This is a genomic window from Caballeronia fortuita (assembly GCF_001544835.2).
Lineage (GTDB): Bacteria > Pseudomonadota > Gammaproteobacteria > Burkholderiales > Burkholderiaceae > Caballeronia > Caballeronia fortuita.
Genome location: NZ_FCNX02000015.1, coordinates 59,518 through 80,116, shown reverse-complemented (window position 1 = coordinate 80,116; position 20,599 = coordinate 59,518). Strand labels below are relative to the sequence as shown.

Genomic DNA, 20,599 nt, shown 5'->3' with positions numbered 1-20,599 from the left:
ACCACGATGTTCAAGAAGAAGACGCTCGGCGCCAGAGAGTTCCAGACGCATCATCGCAGCGCGATGCTCGCGCAACGGCTGCCCGCATGGCGCTCGCGACTTGTCGTCGTCGGCGTGACGGCGGCGTTTCTCGCGCTCGCCGGGCGCGCGCTGTGGGTCCAGGTCATCGATCACGAGTTCTATCTCAACGAAGGACAGAAGCGCTATCAGCGCACGCTGGCGCTCTCGGCGACGCGCGGACGCATCGTCGATCGCAATGGCGCCATGCTCGCCGTGAGTCTCGCCACGTACGAAGTCTGGGCGACGCCCAGACTCTTCGACGGCGATCACGGCAACGAGATCGCGCGTCTGCTCGACATGCCGCCGAAAGACATGCAGCGGCGTATCGACGGCACGCGCGCGTTCGTGCTGCTCAAACGTCAGGTGGAAGCGGAAACGGCCGAGCGCATCGCGACGATCGGGCGCGCGGGCATCACGCTCGTGCCGGACACGAAGCGTTTCTATCCCGAAGGCGAATCGGCGGCGCACGTCGTCGGCTTCACGAACAACGAGGATCACGGGCAGGAAGGCGTCGAGCTTGCCGCCGATACGCGCCTGACGGGCGAAGCCGGCCAGCGCGAAGTGATCCGCGACCGGCTCGGGCGCGTCGTTTCGCAGATCGGCGAGCCGGCCATGCCGCAGAACGGCGAAACCATTCAACTGACGATCGACCGGCGCATCCAGCAACTCGCGCATTCGCAACTGAAGGCGGCGATCGCGAAGCACAAGGCGCGCGCGGGCAGCGTCGTCGTGCTCGATGCGAAGAATGGCGAAGTGCTGGCGCTCGCCAATTATCCGAGCTTCGATCCGAACGACCGCTCGCGTCTCACCGGCGAGCAGTTGCGCAACCGCGCGCTCACCGACACCTTCGAACCCGGCTCGACGATCAAGCCGCTCGTCGCCGCGCTGTCGATCGACCTCGGCCGCGTGCGGCCCGACACCCGCATCGACACGGCGCCGGGCACGTTCAAGCTCGGCCCGAACGTGATTCACGACACGTCGAATCACGGCGTCATCACCGTGTCGCAGGCGGTGCAGATGTCGAGCAACATCGCGCTTACGAAGCTCGCGCTGCAGATTCCCGCGCAGACCATCTGGGACAAGTACCGCGAATACGGCATCGGCCGTGCGCCCGAGCTGACGTTTCCCGGCGCCGCGACCGGCCGTCTGCGCGCGCCCGGGCGCTGGAAGCCGATCGAACAGGCGACGATGGCCTACGGCTACGGCATGTCGCTCTCGCTCGTGCAGATCGCGCAGATTTACACGGCGTACGCCGGCGACGGGCGCTTTCATCCGGCGACGCTGATTCACGGCGAAACGCGCCGCGAACCGCTTCAGGTGACGAAGCCCGCGACCGCGAAAGCCGTGCGCGAGATGCTCGAAAACGCGACCGGCGACCACGGCACGGGGCGCGCGGCGGCGGTCGAGGGCTATCGCGTCGGCGGCAAGACGGGCACCGCGCGCAAGCAGGTCGGGCGCTCGTATGCGGCGAACAAGTACCGGGCATCGTTCGTCGGCATTGCGCCGATGAGCGATCCGCGCGTGATCGTCGCCGTGATGATCGACGAGCCCACGGGCGGCACCTATTACGGCGGCACGGTGGCGGGGCCGGTGTTCTCGGGCATCGTCGGCGCGACGCTGCCGTTGCTCGGCGTGCCGCCCGACGCGTGACGCCCGACGCCCGACGCATGAAGCGCGGCGCATGCGGGCGCAAGCCTTGCTGCATCGACCGGACGCATCCCGCCAACCTGACCGGACTGTAAAGGGCGTGTGCTCTAATGTCGTGTCCGGCACCAAGAGATCAAACGGGAAAGACCATGAAAAAACTCGCCGCGGCGCTCGCGTTCCCTGTGCTTTTCGCCGCTTGCGCCCAGTTTCATAACGAAGATGCGGGGCAGCCCGAAGTCGAGAAATCATCGACGGAAAACAAGGTGAACGGTATCGTGCAATGCATCGCCGGCGAGGCGAAAAAGCACGATGCGCAGTACAAGCAGACGTCCATTCCGCAAGGTGTGATGCTCGAATTCGGCGATTCGAACGTCATCAAGGTCCGTTACGACAACGGCGAGACCACGTATCGCTTTTATCCGGGGCAGCGTCATCCGTCGAATCTGTGGATCGAAGGCGCGGGCAAGAAGTGCGCGCCGGCGGACTCGACCGCCCACGACGAACCTCAGAAATAAGCCGGCGGCGACATGCGCTCGACCAAAGCCATCAGCGCCGTGGAGCGGCTCAAGACGCGCAGCGGCAACGCGAATTACGCGGCCATCTCGATGCCCGGCGGCTACTTTTATCTCGTCGAGCGTTCGCCCGAAGGCTCGAAGAAAATCTCCGAACCCATGCCGATGGACGAGTTCGTCGCGTTCGTTAACGCGCGCGAGCCGGCCAAACCGCGCAAGGTCAGCAAGCTCGATCTCGCGATGGAAGAGCAGATCGGCCGCAGCGGCAAGCGCACGGCGAAATCGCCCGCAGACGGCGACGCGTAAGCGCCCCGCGCCGCCCAGGCGCGGCGCAACGTCGCCATCCCCACACTCCTCCCCCCCTCAATGTGCGATGACAGACGGAGCCGGCAGGCTCGCGTTGCGTACATTTTTGTTAACGATCGAGCCCGCTCAGACGGGCAACGATCGGTCATCCGAAGATAAGAGCAAGGGCCACCCGCTTAGCTATAAAAAAATGCGCGGGTGAACGGGGTGCCTGAACGGCGCGTGTGTCCGATGTCTGGACGAGGCGCCGCATGGCCGAGAGGAAGACCAGAAAATGAAGAAAAAAAGCGAGACCAAGGGCAGCCTTCTGCCCTCGGCGATGGCGGACGTCGAGCTTCAGCACATCGAGCGCGCACTCGCGCAGCTCCGCACGATGAACAAGCAATCTTCCGGCACGCTCAACGTCGAATACTGGCGCGAGCGTCTTGCCGCCGTATCGAAGGGATATGCGCTCGTGCCGGCGCAGAAGCAACGCATCGAAGCGCTGCGCATCGCGCTCGATACGGTCGACAGCGGTCCGCGCGACGGCTCCGGCAGCCGTAAAAGGTCGACCAACAGGCTTTGGGCGAAAGCGGCCTAATCCCCGCTTTCGCCGCTCGCGCCGCGGCGCGACCCTTCGCCCACGCCCGCGTCTCTCGATGAGCCGGGCGTGCGGCGTCCTATCGAACATCCGGCGATTCACGGCACGCGCGCACGTTCGACGCGTTCAACGCGTTCGCCCCTCCGCGCAGGCACCGTTCATGCTCGAAAGCTAGTCTTTCGATCCTGCCGGGAGCCGCCATGTCTCTTCATCGTCACGCTCAAGAATTCGATCCCGCGCGCGCGCCGCGCCGGCCTTTCCCGATGCTTGCCAATGCGCTCGTCGCCGGGCTCATCGCGACGTTCAGCACGTATGGCGTCGCGCAAATCACGAATGGCGGCGGCTCCGAGCGTCAGGAGAACCGCCAGTCGGATTCGAGTTCGCGCGAGAATCCATCCGGCTCGCCGCTGGTCGAATCGCAGAAGCCGCAATCGAAGGACGCGGCGCAGGGCCGCACCGCCAAGGCGGACAAGAATCACAAGTCTGACGGCAGCGGCGGCTTCAACAACGGCTTATACGGCACCGGCGCGGGCAACAACAAATGATGCGCGGCCGCGCTCACTCTTCGCGCTTGGGTGTTGCGTCGGTGATCTCCGGCGCGATGGCCGCGTGATTGACGATCGCGACGAGCGAGACACCGCCGATCACGTTGCCGATGAACGTCGGCACGAGGAACACGAAGAAGTAGTCGGAGAGGTTCGCGGCGCCGGTCATCACCGCATACGCCGCTTCGACGGATCCCGCGATCACGTGCGTCAGCTTGCTCACGGCGACGGTCCAGGTCACGAGCAAGATGGTCAGCAAGCGCGCCGAGCTCGCGCTCGGCAGAAGCCACACCATCAGCGCGATGAGCCAGCCGGAAAACACGCCGCGCACGACGGTCACGCCGAACTCGGCCGACAGCGGCATCTTCGCGATGTTGGCGAGCGCCTCGATCACATCCGGCGAGAATACGCCGCGAATCTGCAGGATCCCCGCGAAGATCGCCGTGCCGACGAGATTGAAGAACAGCACGATCGCCCACAGCCGCAGCGCCTTGAACAATGTCGAGAGATCGCGGCGCGTGAGCACGGGCAGCACCGCCGTCAGCGTGCTTTCGGTGAAAAGCTGCTGGCGCCCCAGAATCACGAAGACGAAGCCGATCGTATAGCCGAAACTCGACACGAGGCCGCTCCAGTGCGTCTTCGGCAGCGCGCTTTCGAGAATCGCCTGGACGAGAAAGGAGAAGCCCATCGAGAGACCGGCGGCGAGCGCGGACCACATCAGCGCGGCGAAGGTGCGCTCCATCGCGACTTCGCCTTCCTCGCGCACGATCTCGTGGATGACGAGCGGATGCGGCGCGGTATGTTCGGCGGCCTGTTCCTGTTCGGCGCTATCGAGGTGCGGCGACTCCGCCCCGGCTTGCGGGTCGTTCATGTTTTTTCTCCCTGTACGCCGCTCGATACGGCACGTGGATGAGCGGCTGGCGCATCCACGAAGCAGGAAGAATGCCCAAAGCGTTATCGCGCGATGCCGCCATCGAGCGATTCATAACCGCGCCACTTGTAGATGAGCGCGGAGACGATCCAGCACGCCGCGAAGACGCCGACGATCGCGTAGCCGAGCATCCCGAAGTGCTCCGAGAGCGACGCGGCCACGTCCCATAGCCCGCCCTTCAGTTGCAGCCGTTCCGCGATCAATCCGAGCGCCTCGATGCCGCCGACGAGCACCGCGATCAGCACCGACACGAGCGTGACCGTGAGGTTGTAGTAGAGCTTGCGGACCGGCTTCATGAACGCCCAGCCGTAGGCGCCCGTCATCAGCAGGCTGTCTGCGGTATCGATGAGCGACATGCCCGCCGTGAACAGCACTGGAAACGCGAGGATCGACCAGATCGGCACGCCGCGCGCCGCTTCCGCCGCGGCGATGCCCATCAGCCCGATTTCCGTCGCGGTATCGAAGCCGAGGCCGAACAGAAAGCCGAGCGGATACATGTGCCAGCTCTTGCCGATCAGCCTGAAGAGCGGCCGCGCGATGCGCGCGAGCGGGCCGCCGCCGACCGCGAGCATGTCGATGTCTTCGTCGCGGCAGATTTCCCCGCGCCGCACGCGTCTGAAGGCGCGCCACACGCCGCGCAGCACGAAGAGGTTCATCGCCGCGATCGCGAACAGGAAGAGCGACGACACCGACGTCCCGATGATTCCGCCGATCTCGCGGAACCCGGCGAATCGGCCCTGCACGGCCATCGCGGTTGCGGCGATGAGCGCGCTCGCCGCGACGACGATCGTCGAATGTCCGAGCGAGAAGAAGAAACCGGCGAAGAGCGGGCGCTTGCCTTCGTGCATCAGCTTGCGCGTGACGTTGTCGATGGCGGCGATATGGTCGGCATCGACCGCGTGACGCAAGCCGAGCGAATACGCGAGCAGCGATGTGCCGAGCAGCAGCGGGTAGTGACGGAACGCGACGAGCGCCCAGAGCCACGCGAGCACGTTGAACGCGATCAGCCCGGCGATGAGACGCGCCGACTTGCGCGGCAGGATGCGAAGCGCCGGCTGTCTCGTTGATTGGGGCGCGGAAACGGGCTCGATCGGTTCGGACATGGGCGCACGCGCATGCGGTGATGAAGGGACAAAGCATACCGTGCGTGCGCGCACGGCCAATATTCGGATGCTTATTGCGCTGTGCGCGAAATCCTTAGCCGGATTCGTTGGTTGGGGCCGCCGACCCGCGCCGCTACGATGGCGCTTCGCCTTTCCCGACGCCCGCCATGCCCCGCTATCTCGACGACGCCCAACGCCAGGAACTCCAAAGCCAGCGCACGAGCTGGCGCTGGCGCAGCGAATGGCCGACGTGGGCGGTCATCGTCGCGATCTACGGCGGATGGTTCGGCGTGGCGCTCAACGCGCGCGCGATCGGGCTCGTTCCCGCCGTCGCGCTGCTCGCGGTGCTGTCGTGCTGGTACATGTCGCTGCAGCACGAATTGATGCACGGCCACCCGACGCGCTGGCCGCTCGTCAACATGCTCATCGGCGTTGCGCCGCTCGCGGTGTGGTTTCCGTACGCGGTGTATCGCGAATCGCATCTGCGTCATCACGACGACGCCCATCTGACCGAGCCGGACCGCGACCCCGAAAGCTACTACGTCAGCCCTGAACAGTGGGCGAGCGCGGGTCCCGTGCTGCGCGCCGCGCTCGCCGCGCGCAATACTTTCGTCGGGCGCATGCTCGTCGGTCCGTGGTTTTCGATCGCGGCGTCGTGGCGCGAGGCGGCGCAGGCGCTCGTCGAGCGGCGCTGGCGGATCGTCGCGAGTTGGGCGGCGCACCTCGCGTCGCTCGTCGCGCTGGCGAGCTGGCTCGAAACGCGATGCGGCATTCCGTGGCGCGCGTTCGTGTTCGGCGTCGGTTATGCGGCGCTCGCGCTCGCCTCGGTGCGCTCGTTCCAGGAGCATCGCGCGGCGGAACGGGAAAGCGAACGCACGGTCGTCAACGAAGCCGCGTGGCCGTGGCGTCTGCTCTTTCTCAACAACAACTTCCACGCCGTGCATCACGATCTGCCCGGCGTGCCGTGGTTCGCGCTCGGCAACGTCTATGCGCGCCGCCGCGATGCCTATCGGGCGAGTAACGGCGGTTTCATCGTCAGGGGATACGGCGAATGGGCGCTTCGCCATGCGTTCGCGCGGGCGGCGCAACCGGTGCATCCGCTCGCCGCTCCCCAGGCGGCAGCCGGACGAGCGCGGCCCGCACGCAGCGCCGATACCGCGAGCCTCGCGAGCTGACGCGCCGCACGGTAGGATTCGCGTCATGCACTGGATCGCCGCCCTGCCTATGTACAACGTCGCGCCCGAACTCGCCGCCGACTGGCGCACGCTGCTCGCGCGCGTCCGCGAAGATCTCGCGCCGTGGCTCGACGCGCGCGGCGATACGCTGGATATCGTCGATCCCGGCCCGGACCTCACCGCGTTCTGGCTGCGCGACGACGTGCTGCTGTCGCAAACCTGCGGCTATCCGCTCGTCAAAGCACTCGCGGGTCGCGTGCAGATCGTCGGCGCGCCCGATTTCGATGCGCCCGGCTGCGAACCCGGCGCGTATCGCAGCGTGATCGTCGCCGGGGCGCATGTGGATGCGCGCTCGATCGAAGATTGCCGGAACCTGCGCGCGGCCTATAACGACGACGATTCCAACAGCGGCATGAACCTCTTCCGGCACGCCGTGGCGCCGTTCGCGCGCGATGGGCGCTTCTTCGCCTCGGTGACGAAAACCGGCGCACATCTGGCGTCGCTTGCTGCAATTTCCGAATCGCACGCCGATATTGCCGCGATCGATTGCGTCACGTTCGCCTTCGCGCGGTCGCACGAACCGGCGCTGACTGATGGCATCCGCATACTCGGCACGACCGCTAGCGCGAGCGCATTGCCCTTCATCGCATCGATGCGCGTGCCGCAAACGGGCATCGACATACTATTTGACGCGCTCGCCGCCGCGCTCGTTCGCGACCCGGCCCTTGCCGCGCGACTGCGCTTGAAGGGCGTCGTGAGGCGCACACAGGCGGACTACGCGCCAATTCTCGACTACGAACGCGACGCCATCGCGCGCGGCTATCCCCGCCTCGCCTGATCCGCCGCGCAGGGCCTTCCGGCAGAAAGCGCGGAGTTTCGGCACAATTGGTTTTTTAGCGCGCGCCAGCGGCGCGGTGCGCAGGCATCGCGATCGGGCGCGCTTTCGGAAAGCCGCAATGATCCCCTTCTCGCTACTCGACCTTTCTCCGGTTCCGCTCGGCTCGACGCCCGCCGACGCTTTCGCCCATTCGCTCGATCTCGCCCAGCACGCCGAGCGCTGGGGTTATCGGCGCTACTGGCTCGCCGAGCATCACAACATGACGGGCATCGCCAGCGCGGCGACCGCCGTCGTGATCGGCCATATCGCGGCGGGCACGAAGACGATCCGCGTCGGTTCGGGCGGCGTGATGCTGCCCAATCACGCGCCGCTCGTGATCGCCGAGCAGTTCGGTACGCTCGCGTCGCTGTTTCCAGGGCGCATCGACCTCGGACTCGGACGCGCACCCGGCACCGATCAGACCACCGCGCGGGCGCTGCGGCGCGACATGAACGGCAGCGCCGAATCGTTCCCCGACGATGTCGTCGAACTGCAACGCTATTTCGCCGATCCCGTCGAAGGCCAGCGCGTGCGCGCCGTGCCCGGCGCCGGGTTGCACGTGCCGATCTGGCTGCTCGGCTCATCGTTGTTCTCGGCGCAACTCGCGGCCGCGCTCGGGCTGCCGTTCGCGTTCGCGTCGCATTTCGCGCCAGATTATCTGCTGACGGCGCTCGAGGTGTATCGCAAGCAGTTCCGCCCGTCCGCGACGCTGCAAAAGCCCTACGCAATGGTCGGCGTGAATGTCTTCGCCGCCGATACCGTCGAGGAAGCGCGCTTTCATTTCACATCGCTGCAACAGCAGTTCATCAATCTGCGACGTGGCACGCCGGGCCAGTTGCCGCCGCCGGTCGAATCGATCGCGTGGAACGAGGCCGAACGCGCGGGCGTCGAGCGCTCGCTCGCGTGCTCGGTCGTAGGCGCCCCCGCCGATGTCGAGGCGGGCCTGCGCTCGGTGATCGACCAGACGCAGGCGGACGAACTCATCGTCACTGCGCAGATCTTCGATCATAAGGCGCGTCTGCGCTCGTTCGAGCTCACGAGCCAGGCGCGGGACGCAATCGGAGCGGCCAACTGAAGCGAAAAAATTAGGGGTCGCAAGGCTTTGGCGGGCTCGCGCTGGACGCGCGCGCTTTTGACAGGCAATAATGGGATACCGGAGGGCGGCGCAGGCCGTGCCGCCCTTCGCGTCCGCTTCATCCGCCAAGCCGAGACTCCGCAGCGCGTGCCCGATATTCGTGCACGCCGGTGACCGGCGCGGCGACACAACAACAACGACGTCGCAAGACGGGAGGAAGAATGTCGATGCCGAGAAGCGCCGCTACTGGCGCCATGACGCTCCTGACTGAATACGACGATGCCAGCGGACAGGAAGTGCGTTCGCTGCGCCTCGAACCGGCAGCGGACGGCAAGGCCGTACTGCTGATTGAAATCGACGAGCGCAAACCCGGCATTCACCGCGAAGTGCGTTATGAAATTACGCCCGCGGAACTGATCGCCGCCATTCGCGCGCATGGTGCCGAATTACCGGGGGAACAACACAGTCGTTAAAACGTTTTAATCGCGGCCCTAAGCAGCATACAATAGTGTTATGTGAGGTTTCGCCCACCAAGGGTCATCGGTGGCGCGGGCTTCGCCATCGGTTCGTGGCTCCCCTACGTGACTTCCCGTGCGCTTTCCCTGTCGCGCGTCCGTCACGGCGATGCTCGGGCGGGCGAACGTTCGCAATCGTGGCACTGCCCTGCATTAAGGCAAAGTCACCGGGCGAGTTAATAGGCGTGCGGTAAATACACTAATTGACGCGAGGCATGTGCTGCGTCACGCTTCGTAAAACACATATATTCAAGTCATCGAGCCGCCCCGGTCCGCGCGGGGTTTCGGTTCGTCCTTTGAAAATCAAAAAGCTGAATCAGGAAAGCCGTGGACGAAAGAAAGCGAGACAGCATCATTGCGTATTTGCGCAGCCGAATGGCTGAGTTCGGCATTACGGAGACCGCGTTGGCCGAAGCATTGGCCGAAGCGCCGGTGGTGAATCCACCGCCCTCCTTCACCAAGACCAACGGGGCTCATGGCGCACCCAAGGCAAAGCGGCCGATGCCGCAATTGCCCTTGCTGCCGCATGCGGCGGATATCGGCGTGCCGATATTCCGAAACGCGAGCGGCGACACGTGGGACGGCATCGGCGACATGCCCGAGTGGCTCAAGCGCGCGGTGCACGCCGGCCAGGACATCGAGTTCTATCGCGTCTGAGACGCCGCCGATGATGCGCCGCAGCCGGCCGTGAACCGCTCGCGGCCCTCTTCGCGCGCCATAATGCACGCGCGTCGAAACGCACGCGCGCAGCATTGCGTGTCGCGGCGCGTTCGATGCCTATCGGCAAGTTGCATAGGCAATTCGCTGACATTTATCAAGCCGAAAAAATTTTCGCCGATGGTTCCCCATCGCGCCTGAAAACGTTTATTGGTACGTCTCTGTAATCCGGCTCTACCGGACGAACCACGCATCGACCCTTCACGTCAGCCACGCCCGATCAGTCCCGCCGTCTCCATTCGACAGGGAGGCACGCATGAACACATACGGACGCCGCAACGTTGCACTCGTCGCTCACTTGCATCGACAGGCACGCAGGCGAGTGTCAGGCGTCGGCCTTGGATCGCGCAGCCGCGCCTGACGCGCCGGGCAATCGCGTGTAATCCGAACGATCGAGCGGCGCGCGCCATGCTCTCCCGCCCTGAAACACTGCCAAGCGTCGTGCGACGCATGACGGCTGGCCGCATGCTGCTCGACGGCGCGTCGATCGAAGAGGTCGCGCGGCAGCTGCATCTTTCCGTGCAGACGGTGCGGCGCTACAAGGCGATCGTCAGCGAAGGCGGTCTTGACGCGCTGGCGCAGATGGGCGTCGGCGGGCGCGCGTCGGTGCTGGATCGCGAGGCGCTCGACTGGATCGCCACGGCGTTGCGCGGACCCGCGCGCGAACACGGCTTCGAAAGCGATACGTGGACCAATGCGCGTTTGCGTGACGTTATCGAGCGGCGCTTCGGCGTGCGCTACTCGCGCGTCTATATCTGGCAGATCGCGACGAATCTCGGGCTAGGACATTTGCTGTCGAAGTCGCGGCGATGAAGGTGTTCTCCATCACGATACGGAGGTTCTCATGAATCGCTCTTTCAAGGTCGCTGCAATGTGCCTGGCGCTCGCGGTTGCGGGAATTGGCGGCGCATCGGCTCAGGATGCAGCGTCGGCACCGCCCGCGCGCGGCGCGGCTGCCATCGCGCATGTGCAGGCGCGCGTCGTCGGCATCGATCCGGTGACCAACAGCGTGTCGCTGCAAGGGCCCGCCGGGCGCGTCGTGGATGTGGCGGTCGATCCGCAGATCGGCAATGTCGGCAAGCTGAAGCTCGGCGATGTCGTGAACATCGAATATCGCAGCGCGCTGCTCGTGAGCGCGACGAAGGTGAAATCGAACGGGATACGCGAGCGGATCGACACGCAAGCGACGATTCCCGCATCGGGCGGCGTGATGGCCCAGGCGCGGGTGGTCGAAGTCATCGGAACGATCGAGCGCGTGGATGCGAAGAAGCGTCGGGTAACCTTGCGCGGGCCGAGCCGGACGGTGACGCTCGATGTCGCGCCGGACGTGCAGCTCGCCGGCCTGAAGGCGGGTGACATGGTGCACGCGCGGTTCGAATCGGCGACGGCCGTGCAGGTGATGCGCGATGGGCAGGGGATACAGTGACTGCATGCGGTTGTCCACAGTTTCTGTGGAGAGCCTTGTGGATAGCCGCCGGAACATCGGCATCAACTCGTTGACGGGGAAGGCTTTTCGCGAAGGCCGCGCTTGCGCGGCAGCCGCTCACAAACCAAACGCCCCGCAGGGCGTTCCCCAAGAACCTCAAAAATTGAAGTTATCGATATTTGCCGCATCGAACGTGGTCGGCGGCCCGAGAATCACTTCCCCGCTCTTGCCGACCGTCCGCTTGCCCAGCTTGCCCGCCTCGAACGAATCGCCTTCCTTGCCGGTGATCGTCCCCGATGCGAGATTGGCCGCCGCGAACGCCGCGAGATAGCCCAGTTGACCCGGATCCCACAACTGGAACGCCTTCACCGTACCGTTCTTCACGAACGCGCGCATCTGGTTCGGCGTGCCGAGCCCCGTCACGACGACCTTGCCCTTCGCCGGCGAGCTCGAGATATAGCGCGCCGCCGCCGCGATGCCGACCGATGTCGGCGCGACGATGCCCTTCAGGTTCGGATAAGCCTGCAATAAGCCCTGCGTCTCGACGAACGATTTCTGATCGTCGTCATTGCCGTAGGCGATCTTCACGAGCTTTATCTTCGAATACTCGGGCTTCTTCAATTCCTCCTGCATCCACTTGATCCACGTGTTCTGATTCGTCGCATTCGGCGTCGCCGAGAGGATCGCGAATTCGCCCTCGCCGCCGATCAGCTTCGACAACAACTGAATCTGCCCGCGCCCGATCGCTTCCGAATCGGCCTGATTGACGAAGATCTGCCGGCCATCGGGCGCGGTGTCGGAATCGAACGTGACGACCTTGATGCCCTGCGACATCGCCTTCTTCAGATACGGCACGACCGCGTTGGCGTCGTTCGCCGCGATCACGATCGCGTTCTGCCGTTGCGTGATGAGCGTGTTGATATAGCTCACCTGCGACGACGCGCCCGCATCCGACGGGCCCACGACCTTGCCATCGCCCTTGAGCTCCTTGATCGCGGCCATGCCGCCGTCGTCGGCGATCACCTCGTACGGGTTGTTGATCTGTTTCGGCAGGAACGCGATCTTCAGGCCGCTCTTGATGTCGGCGGCGCTCGCCGAGAGCGCGACGGTCGCGGCCAGAAACGCGGCTGCCAGCGCCGGGCCGCGCGGGAATCGAATGGGCTTTTTCATCTTGGCATGTCTCCTGTCATTGCGCATTGGCTGCGCTGGTTAACCACGAACTTCAAGCGCCTGCGCCATCAGACGCTTCTCGCGCACCGCCCGCCAGCGCGCGACGAGATTCGGTATCAGCACCGACGAGAGCAGAAGCGCGCCCGTCACGATCGTCAGCGTTTCACTCGATACATCTGCGAGCGTCAGCGCATTGCGCAACACGCCGATGATGACGAGCGACAACAGCACGCCAATCATCGAGCCGCGTCCGCCGAAGATGCTCACGCCGCCGAACAGCACCGCCGCGATCACCGAAAGCTCGAAGCCTTCGCCATTGTCGCCGCGCGCGCTCGTGAAGCGCAGCGTATAGACGATGCCCGCGAGTGCCGCCATCGCGCCCGACATCATGAAGAGCTTCAGCTTCGTCTTGGCGACGTCGATGCCCGAGAACTGCGCGGCCGTCGGATTCGCGCCGATTGCGAAGAGGCTGCGCCCGAACGGCGTCGCCTGAAGCAGGATCGTAAAGACGATCGCGCCCGCGATGACGAGGATGAACGGCATCGGCAGGAAGGTCGCGCCTATCGTATCGATGCCAAACGCCGTGTACGACGCGGGAAAATCCGCGATCGCCTGATCGCCGAGCAGCACGTACGCGAGGCCGCGAAAGAGCGCGAGCGTGCCGATCGTCACCGCGAGCGACGGCAGATTGAAGCGCACGATCACGAGCCCGTTGAGCAAGCCCGCGAGCGTGCCGAACAGCAGCACGAGGACGATCACGAGCGGCATCGGCAACCCTATGTGCCACAGCACGCCCGTCAGTGCGCTCGATGCGCCGAGCACCGACGCCACCGACAAATCGATCTCCGCCGCGACGATGATGAGCGTCATCGGCAATGCGATGAGCGCGATCTCGGTGAAATCGGCGAGCATGTTCGAGATGTTCGCCGCCGATAGAAACAGCGGCGAGAGCACGCGCCCCGCGACGAGCGCGACGACGAGCAGGATCGCCAGCATCGCTTCCCATTGCAGATGACGGCGCTTCGCTGTAGAGAGTGCGGAATCCGGTTTAGCCATGATCGCGTTTCCTCATCATGCGGCGCGCGACGGAACGCGCGAGCAAGGTATCGAGCGCGATCGCCGCGACGATCAGCGCGCCTTGAATCGCCTGCTGCCAGAACGGCGACACGCGCAACACCACCAGCGCGATGTTGATGACGCCGAGCACGAGCGCGCCGAGCGTCGCGCCCGCAATCGTGCCGACACCGCCCGTGATCGCGACGCTGCCGACGACCGCCGCCGCGACCACTTGCAATTCGATGCCCTTGGCCGTGCTCGCGTCGACGGTGCCGAAGCGCGCGAGCCACAGCACGCCCGCAAGCCCCGCGATCGCGCCGGAAAGCAGGAAGCCGATCATCACGCGCCGGTCCACGCGTATGCCCGCGAGACGCGCGGCCTCGGGATTCGAGCCAATCGCGTAATGCTCGCGCCCGCCGCGATACTGCTTCAAATAAACCGACAACGCGATCAGCACGACAAGCGCGATCAGCACGAGATTCGGCACGCCGATGAGCGAGCCCGTCGCGATGGACGCGAATGCATCGGGCAGGCTCGTCGCGTTGATCTGGCCGCCGTGAACCCATGCGTAATCCGCGCCGCGCACGATATAGAGCGTCGACAACGTCGCGACGAGCGAAGGCACGCGCCCGAACGTGACGAGCGCGCCGTTCACCGCGCCGATCACGAAGCCGATGCCGATGCCCGCGCCCATCGCGACGATCACCGGCATGTGCGGGAACATCACGAAGAGACTGCCGACCGCATACGCGCTCACGCCGACCACCGACGCGACCGACAGATCGATATGCCGCATCAGCATCACGATCGTCATGCCCGCCGTCAGCAGACCGATGATCGACACATTCAGCAGCACGTCGCGCAGGTTCTGCAGATTCAGGAAGTCGGGCTTCACTGCGGCCGTCGCGCCGATCAGCACGAGCAGCACGATGAAGAGCGTCAGTTCGCGGCTCTTCGCGATCGTCACCGCGAGGCTTTCGCGCTTCGTTTCGGCGGGTGGCATCGCGGGCAGCGTCGGGGAATGTCGTGTCATCATGCTGCGCGTCCTATCGTCTGCGATGACGCGCCCAACGCAGCGCCCATCACGCGTTCTTCGTTCGCATCGACGCGGGCGATATCCGCGCTGATGCGTCCTTCGTGCATCACCAGCACGCGATCGGCCATGCCGAGCACTTCGGGCAGCTCGCTCGATATCATCAGCACGGCCATACCGTCCTTCACGAGTTCCGCGAGCGTGCGATACACCTCCGCTTTCGCGCCCACGTCGATGCCGCGCGTCGGTTCGTCGATGATGAGCACCTTTGGGTTCGTCGCGAGCCACTTGCCGAGCACGACCTTCTGCTGATTGCCGCCCGAGAGCGTGCCGACGGGTGCATCGAGATCGCTTGCCTTGAGACGAAGCCGCTTGCCCCAGTCCGATGCCAACGCGGACTCGCTGCGCGATGATATGAGTCCGTGACGCATCAAGCGCCCGAGCACGGTCAGCGACGCATTGCGCGCGATGCTCAGTTCCAGCGCGAGCCCTTGCGCGCGGCGGTCTTCCGGCACGAGCGCGAGTCCCGCGCGCACCGCCGCCGCAGGATGACCCAATGCGAGCTTCTTGCCGGCGATCTTCACCTCGCCGCCATCGACCGGATCGATGCCGAAAATCGCGCGCGCCACTTCGCTCCGTCCCGCGCCGACGAGTCCCGCGAGCGCGACGATCTCGCCCGCGCGGACATCGAAGGAAACGTTCTCGAACACGCCTTCGCGCGTGAGATTGCGCACCGAAAGGCGCACGTCGCCGGGCGTCACATCCGCTTTCGGATAAAACGTGTCGAGATCGCGGCCGACCATCCTGCTCACGATCGCATCGATGCTCATGTTCTCCGTGAGCGCGTCGTAGACCTTCATGCCGTCGCGCATGATCGTCATGCGTTGCGTGAGCGCGAACACTTCATCGAGACGATGCGTGATGAAGAGAATCGCAACGTCGCGCTCCTTCAGCGCGCGCACGATCGCGAACAGCCGCTCGACTTCGGGCAGCGAAAGCGCGGCGGTCGGCTCGTCCATGATGAGCACGTTCGCATCGAGCGACAGCGCCTTTGCGATTTCAACGACCTGCTGATCCGCGATCGACAAACCGCGCACCAGCCGTTGCGCGCGCAGATTCACGCCGAGCGACGCGAGCAGCGCATCGACCTCGCGATGCATCGCGTCATGGCGAATGCGCCCGAAGCGGTCGCGTGGCTGCCGGCCCATGTAGATGTTCTCGGCAATGGAAAGATCGGCGAAGAGCGTCGGTTCCTGATAGATGACGGCGATGCCCGCGTCGCGCGCTTCGGCGGGATTCGCGAAGCGGCGCGCAGTGCCTTCGACGAGGAGCTCGCCCGCATCCGGCTGATACACGCCCGCGAGCAGTTTCACGAGCGTCGATTTGCCCGCGCCGTTCTCGCCGAGCAGCGCGTGGACTTCGCCGGGAAAGAGTTGCAGGCTGCCGTCGCCGAGCGCGCGCACGCGGCCGAACGATTTGCTTGCGTGTCTCAATTCGAGACGTGGCGTCATGTCGTTATCCTCAAATGCGGTAGATGCGTTCCGCGTTGCGCACGAAGAGCGCGTCTTTCTCGCTCTCGCTTGCATCGGCGACGATGCCCGCATACGCGTTCCACAACGCCGTGTACGTGCCGAATAGCCGGTCCACCGGAAAGTTCGATGCGAACATCGCGCGCGAGACGCCGAACGTATCGATGGTTTCGTGCACGTAAGGACGCAGGCTCTCGATGGTCCAGCCGTGATCGAACATCGCGAAGCCGCTCAGCTTCACCGCGACGTTCGGGCACGCGGCGAGCAGGCGCATGCCGTCGCGCCAGGCACGATAGCCGTGCGTCGAATCGCGGTCCACGAACATGCCCGCATGATTGACGATGAACTGCGTATCCGCATGTTCGCGCGCGAGTTGCGCGGCCTCTTCCATCTGCGACGGATAAAGCTGCAGATCGAACGACATGCCGAAGCGCTTCAGCAAGCCGAAGTGCCTGCGCCATTGCGGCTCGCGCATGTAATGACGCCCGACGTAATCGTAGAGCTTGCTGTCATGCACGTTGAGAATCTGGCGGATGCCGCGCGTGTTGGCGAACGCGGCATGCGCTTCGAGCACTTGCTGCGCGTTGTCCGCCGACAGATCCGCGCCCGCGACGATGCCGTTCGGCATGCCTGCCTGATCCGCGATCGATTGCAGCCAGCGCGTTTCCTCGACGGGATCGGCGGGATCGTGATTCGCATCGACATGGACGAGCTTGAGCACGTCGATGTCCACGGCATCGCGCAGCAGATCGGCGAGCAGATAGTCGTGCTGCAAGTCCCGCGCATCGCCGACGAACGAGGTCTGCGGGTTCGCGAGCCAGGGATAGTGATGCGTCTTCAAGTCCCACAAATGAATGTGCGGATCGACGACCTGCATGATGGCGTTCCTAGGGAAGATGAAAGACTTGCGCGAGCGGCGTCGCGACCGGCGACTGGTCCGCGTGCGTTTCCATCAGTTCGGCCATGTAGTTCCACCACTTGCGCATGATGGGCAGCGCGGGCAACGTATCGGCCGAATGCGTGTCCGTGCGCTGATGAATGGCGAAGAGATGTCCGGTCGATTCGTCCAGGAAGATCCGGTAATCGCGGATGCCGGCGGCGCGCAACGCATCGGCCAGTTCCGGCCATACCTCGCGATGGCGCCGTTCGTATTCCTCGCGCATGCCCGGCTTCAGGGTCATGCGAAATGCCACTGTCTCCATGGCGGCCCGCCTGTTTTGATTGGTGAATCCCTGTGTTCGGGACTCGTTGTGCTGCGACTATAATTCGCCGACCGATAACACGACAATCCGATTGCAGGATTGGCCGATTGCAAAAACGTATCGCTGCGCCGTATCATCGCGCGGTTCAAAGCGGGCTGTCGAATGAGCCAGAATGTGTCCCACAGTGTGTCGCCTAGTTTCTCGCCTAGCCTCTCGCCGATCGCGCTCGTGAATCGGCTGAAGTTCAAGCATCTCGCGCTGCTGGTCGCGCTGGACGATGCCCGCAATCTGCACCAGGCCGCCGACACCATCAACGTCGCGCAGCCCAGCGCGAGCCGCATGTTGGCGGATATCGAGGAAGCGTTCGGTTTTCTGCTTTTCGAGCGCAATGCGCGCGGCATGCAGCCGACGCCGCTCGGCACCGCCGCGCTCGCCTACGCGCGCCGCTCGCTCGCGGACCTCACGCGTTTCGCAGACGACCTCGACGCCAAGCGGCGCGGCGGTCATGGTCAACTGACGGTCGGCGCGATCATGGGCGCCGCGCCCGACGTGCTTGCGATGGCCGTCACCGAACTGAAATCCGAGCGCCCGCTTTTGAACGTGCGGATTCTCGGCGAGACGAGCGATCAGGTCGTGCAGTTGCTGCATCGCCGCGAAGTCGATCTTGCGCTCGGGCGACTCACTACGCCGTTGCAGCACAACGATTTCGATTTCGAGCCGCTCGCGCGCGAGGCGATGCGGCTCGTCGTGCGCGCGGGGCATCCGCTCGCCGGGAACAGCGAAGTCACGCTGGAGATGCTCGTCGGATGGCCGTGGATTCTGCAGCCGATCACGAGCCCCGCGCGCGGCCTGTTCGAAGAGGAACTCGCGCGCGCCGGTCTCACGACGCCCGCCGATATCGTCGAATGTGCGTCGATCTTCGCGACGCTGCAATTGCTGCAGAACAGCGAAGCCGTGGCGATGCTGCCGGAATCCGTCGTGCGCGATTATCTGCGCGCGCAATTGCTGATCGAATTGCCGATCGAAATCGGCAAGAGCCTGTCGGGATTCGGGTTGCTGCGGCGCAAGTTCGAGACTTTGAGCGAGCCGGCCGAGTACTTCATCGCGTTGCTGCGCAAGTACTCGGCGTCTTCGCGTTGATCGAGCGCATCACTGCAGGTTGACGAACAGCCCGCCGTCGACGAGCAGCGACGCGCCCGTCACATAGCGCGCGCGATCCGACGCGAGGAACACGACGCATTGCGCGACATCGTCCGGTGCGCCCAGACGTCCGAGCGGAATGCGCTTTTCCATGTAGGCGCGCTTGTCCTCGTCGGACAGATCGTCGGCGTTGAGATCGGTCGCAATCGTGCCCGGCATCACCGAATTGCAGCGGATGCCGTATGGCCCCAACGCGATCGCGCAGGACTGCATCAGCGAATGCACGCCTGCCTTGGTCGGCGTGTAGTGCGTCTGCATGCCGCCGCCGACGAGCGCGCTGATCGAACTCGTTGCAACAATCGCACCGCCCGTGCCCTGCGCCTTCATCTGGTTCGCGGCGGCCTGCGTCACGTAGAACGCGCCGTTCAGATTCACGGCGACCGTGGTTTCGTAGACGGAAGGCGGCATGTCGAGGAACGCGTGAAACGGGCAGATGCCCGCGTTGCTCGACAGCACGTCCACGCGCCCGAACGCTTCCACCGTGCGCGCGATCAGTTCGATGCCCGTATCGCGTTCGGCGACGTTGCCTTCGACCGCGATCGCGCGCCGCCCGAGCGCCTCAATTTCGCCGACGATCGACTCCACCGCCGACGCCTTGCCGTAAGCGTTGTCGTTATCGCGCCAGTAGTTGATCGCGACATCGGCGCCTTCGCGCGCGCTCGCAAGTGCGATCGCACGGCCGATGCCGCGCGAGCCGCCTGTCACCACGACGACTTTGTTCTCCAGCAGCATGCGATGCCCCTTCAATGTGAATATGGCCGCGTCAGCGCGCATTCGGGATTCAGCCGCACGCCGAAGCCCGGCGCCTCCGGCACCTTCATGCGGCCGTTCACCGGAACCGGCTCGTCGAGCAGCAAGGGCGTGAACATCGGCACGACCTGATCGGCCTCTGGCGCCATCATCAGAAATTCGGAGAACGGCGAATTGTGGCGCGTGACGACGAAGTGATAGCTGTACACCGACGAACCGTGCGGCACGACGAGCACGTTATGCGCGTCCGCGAGCGCCGATATCTTGATGAGTTCCGTGATTCCGCCGCACCAGCCGACATCCGGCTGCACGAGATCCGCGCAGCCCATCTCGAAGAGCATGCGAAAACCCCAGCGCGTCGCTTCGTGCTCGCCGGTCGTCACCATCATGCCGTTCGGCACGGAACGGCGCAGTTCCGCGTAGCCCCAGTAATCGTCGGGCGGCAGCGCTTCCTCGATCCACTTCAGCCCGTGTTCGCGCGCCGCATTCGCGAGGCGCTTCGCGTAGTTCAGATCCAGGCTCATCCAGCAATCGAACATCAGCCAGAAATCGTCGCCGACTTTCGCGCGCATATCGGCGAGCTTCGCAATGTTTTTGTGCAGCCCCTCCTCGCCTTCCGCCGGGCCGTGCTGCAAAGGCATCTTGCCGCCGATGAAGCCCATCTCCTTCGCGAGATCCGGACGCGCGCCCGTCGCGTAGAACTGCAATTCGTCGCGCACGGGTCCGCCGAGCAGATGAAACACCGGCTCACGGCGCACTTTCGCGAGCAAGTCCCATAGCGCGAGATCGACGCCCGAAATCGCATTGAGCACGATGCCCTTGCGCCCGTAATAGAGCGTCGCGTAGTACATCTGATCCCACATCTTTTCGATGTCGGTCACGCGCTGGCCTTCGAGGAACCGCGCGAGATGCTTCTCGACGATGAATGCGCCGATCTCGCCGCCCGTCGTGACCGCGAAGCCGACGGTGCCATCGCTCGCCTCGATCTCGACGACGAGCGAGCCGAGCACGTTCAGCCCGAACGACTGACGGCTTGCGCGGTATTCGGGATAGCGGGCCATCGGCGTGGCGATGTGATCGTCGATCCAGTGATCGGCGCCCTGATCGTGATAATCGGCGCCGCCGCCGCGGACAGTGAAGGCGCGTACTTGCTTGATGGTCGGCATGGACATGTGTTCGTCTCCTCTTCC

General features: G+C 64.7%; 23 protein-coding genes. 13 read left to right on the top strand and 10 right to left on the bottom strand.

Going from position 1 to position 20,599, the window contains the following annotated elements; all coding sequences use genetic code 11:
- The first annotated feature begins 6 nt into the window (after window positions 1–6).
- The 5 genes from AWB77_RS25835 (at window position 7) to AWB77_RS25815 (ending at window position 3,650) form a co-directional block, all read left to right on the top strand.
- Entirely contained in the window at window positions 7–1,710 is a 1,704-nt protein-coding gene (locus AWB77_RS25835; protein ID WP_061137413.1) for a peptidoglycan D,D-transpeptidase FtsI family protein, read from the top strand.
- A gap of 146 nt (window positions 1,711–1,856) precedes the next feature.
- On the top strand, window positions 1,857–2,222 hold the full coding sequence (locus tag AWB77_RS25830; RefSeq protein WP_061137304.1) for a hypothetical protein: 366 nt from the start codon (window positions 1,857–1,859) through the stop codon (window positions 2,220–2,222).
- A gap of 12 nt (window positions 2,223–2,234) precedes the next feature.
- Window positions 2,235–2,525, top strand: a complete 291-nt coding sequence (locus tag AWB77_RS25825) for a hypothetical protein (protein ID WP_061137303.1) — start codon at window positions 2,235–2,237, stop codon at window positions 2,523–2,525.
- Window positions 2,526–2,799: 274 nt separating this feature from the next.
- The gene (locus AWB77_RS25820; RefSeq protein ID WP_061137302.1) at window positions 2,800–3,105 is read left to right on the top strand and encodes a hypothetical protein; all 306 of its coding nucleotides are present in this window, start codon (window positions 2,800–2,802) and stop codon (window positions 3,103–3,105) included.
- Between the two features lie 200 nt (window positions 3,106–3,305).
- The gene (locus AWB77_RS25815; RefSeq protein ID WP_061137301.1) at window positions 3,306–3,650 is read left to right on the top strand and encodes a hypothetical protein; all 345 of its coding nucleotides are present in this window, start codon (window positions 3,306–3,308) and stop codon (window positions 3,648–3,650) included.
- A 13-nt stretch (window positions 3,651–3,663) separates the two neighbouring features.
- Here the strand turns inward: AWB77_RS25815 and AWB77_RS25810 are convergent, their stop codons facing one another.
- Together AWB77_RS25810 and AWB77_RS25805 are read right to left on the bottom strand one after the other, a co-directional pair.
- Window positions 3,664–4,521: a formate/nitrite transporter family protein gene (locus AWB77_RS25810; RefSeq protein WP_061137300.1), complete on the bottom strand. Its 858-nt coding sequence runs from the start codon at window positions 4,519–4,521 to the stop codon at window positions 3,664–3,666.
- Window positions 4,522–4,604: 83 nt separating this feature from the next.
- Window positions 4,605–5,684, bottom strand: a complete 1,080-nt coding sequence (locus AWB77_RS25805; RefSeq protein ID WP_061137299.1) for a HoxN/HupN/NixA family nickel/cobalt transporter — start codon at window positions 5,682–5,684, stop codon at window positions 4,605–4,607.
- 167 nt (window positions 5,685–5,851) lie between these two features.
- Between AWB77_RS25805 and AWB77_RS25800 the strand changes: the two genes are divergently transcribed.
- From AWB77_RS25800 to AWB77_RS25770, 7 genes are all read left to right on the top strand, one after another.
- Window positions 5,852–6,859 (top strand): fatty acid desaturase, encoded by a 1,008-nt coding sequence (locus AWB77_RS25800; RefSeq protein WP_061137298.1) that lies wholly within the window; start codon window positions 5,852–5,854, stop codon window positions 6,857–6,859.
- A gap of 25 nt (window positions 6,860–6,884) precedes the next feature.
- On the top strand, window positions 6,885–7,697 hold the full coding sequence (locus AWB77_RS25795) for a phosphate/phosphite/phosphonate ABC transporter substrate-binding protein (protein ID WP_061137297.1): 813 nt from the start codon (window positions 6,885–6,887) through the stop codon (window positions 7,695–7,697).
- 118 nt (window positions 7,698–7,815) lie between these two features.
- Window positions 7,816–8,811 carry an LLM class flavin-dependent oxidoreductase gene (locus tag AWB77_RS25790; RefSeq protein ID WP_061137296.1) on the top strand — a complete coding sequence of 332 codons (996 nt, stop codon included), beginning with the start codon at window positions 7,816–7,818 and terminating at the stop codon, window positions 8,809–8,811.
- A 227-nt stretch (window positions 8,812–9,038) separates the two neighbouring features.
- Window positions 9,039–9,284, top strand: a complete 246-nt coding sequence (locus AWB77_RS25785) for a hypothetical protein (protein ID WP_008353523.1) — start codon at window positions 9,039–9,041, stop codon at window positions 9,282–9,284.
- A gap of 447 nt (window positions 9,285–9,731) precedes the next feature.
- Entirely contained in the window at window positions 9,732–9,983 is a 252-nt protein-coding gene (locus AWB77_RS25780; RefSeq protein WP_374728716.1) for an H-NS family nucleoid-associated regulatory protein, read from the top strand.
- 468 nt (window positions 9,984–10,451) lie between these two features.
- Complete coding sequence (locus AWB77_RS25775; protein WP_061137294.1) at window positions 10,452–10,856, top strand: helix-turn-helix domain-containing protein; 405 nt, start codon at window positions 10,452–10,454, stop codon at window positions 10,854–10,856.
- A 31-nt stretch (window positions 10,857–10,887) separates the two neighbouring features.
- A complete protein-coding gene (locus AWB77_RS25770; protein ID WP_061137293.1) occupies window positions 10,888–11,469 on the top strand; it encodes a copper-binding protein in 582 nt (193 codons plus the stop codon).
- A 156-nt stretch (window positions 11,470–11,625) separates the two neighbouring features.
- On the opposite strand, the gene rhaS is transcribed toward AWB77_RS25770, so the two are convergent.
- The 6 genes from rhaS to rhaM are packed head-to-tail and all read right to left on the bottom strand — an operon-like array spanning window position 11,626 to window position 17,459.
- Window positions 11,626–12,639, bottom strand: coding sequence for a rhamnose ABC transporter substrate-binding protein (gene rhaS / locus AWB77_RS25765; RefSeq protein ID WP_061137412.1), 1,014 nt, complete (start codon window positions 12,637–12,639; stop codon window positions 11,626–11,628).
- Window positions 12,640–12,678: 39 nt separating this feature from the next.
- Entirely contained in the window at window positions 12,679–13,695 is a 1,017-nt protein-coding gene (locus AWB77_RS25760; RefSeq protein WP_061137292.1) for an ABC transporter permease, read from the bottom strand.
- Window positions 13,688–14,728, bottom strand: coding sequence for an ABC transporter permease (locus AWB77_RS25755; protein ID WP_061137411.1), 1,041 nt, complete (start codon window positions 14,726–14,728; stop codon window positions 13,688–13,690). The genes AWB77_RS25760 and AWB77_RS25755 overlap by 8 nt, the downstream gene beginning before the upstream one ends.
- Entirely contained in the window at window positions 14,728–16,239 is a 1,512-nt protein-coding gene (locus AWB77_RS25750) for a sugar ABC transporter ATP-binding protein (RefSeq protein WP_061137291.1), read from the bottom strand. Before AWB77_RS25750 ends, AWB77_RS25755 begins: the two co-directional genes overlap by 1 nt.
- A gap of 10 nt (window positions 16,240–16,249) precedes the next feature.
- Complete coding sequence (locus tag AWB77_RS25745; protein WP_061137290.1) at window positions 16,250–17,134, bottom strand: amidohydrolase family protein; 885 nt, start codon at window positions 17,132–17,134, stop codon at window positions 16,250–16,252.
- 10 nt (window positions 17,135–17,144) lie between these two features.
- A complete protein-coding gene (rhaM, locus tag AWB77_RS25740; RefSeq protein ID WP_061137289.1) occupies window positions 17,145–17,459 on the bottom strand; it encodes an L-rhamnose mutarotase in 315 nt (104 codons plus the stop codon).
- A gap of 162 nt (window positions 17,460–17,621) precedes the next feature.
- On the opposite strand from rhaM, the gene AWB77_RS25735 reads away from it, so the two are divergent.
- Window positions 17,622–18,599: a LysR family transcriptional regulator gene (locus tag AWB77_RS25735; protein WP_061137410.1), complete on the top strand. Its 978-nt coding sequence runs from the start codon at window positions 17,622–17,624 to the stop codon at window positions 18,597–18,599.
- Between the two features lie 9 nt (window positions 18,600–18,608).
- On the opposite strand, the gene lra1 is transcribed toward AWB77_RS25735, so the two are convergent.
- Window positions 18,609–19,391, bottom strand: a complete 783-nt coding sequence (lra1, locus tag AWB77_RS25730) for an L-rhamnose 1-dehydrogenase Lra1 (protein ID WP_061137288.1) — start codon at window positions 19,389–19,391, stop codon at window positions 18,609–18,611.
- An 11-nt stretch (window positions 19,392–19,402) separates the two neighbouring features.
- Window positions 19,403–20,581, bottom strand: coding sequence for an L-rhamnonate dehydratase (rhmD, locus tag AWB77_RS25725; protein ID WP_061137287.1), 1,179 nt, complete (start codon window positions 20,579–20,581; stop codon window positions 19,403–19,405).
- Window positions 20,582–20,599: the final 18 nt, after the last annotated feature.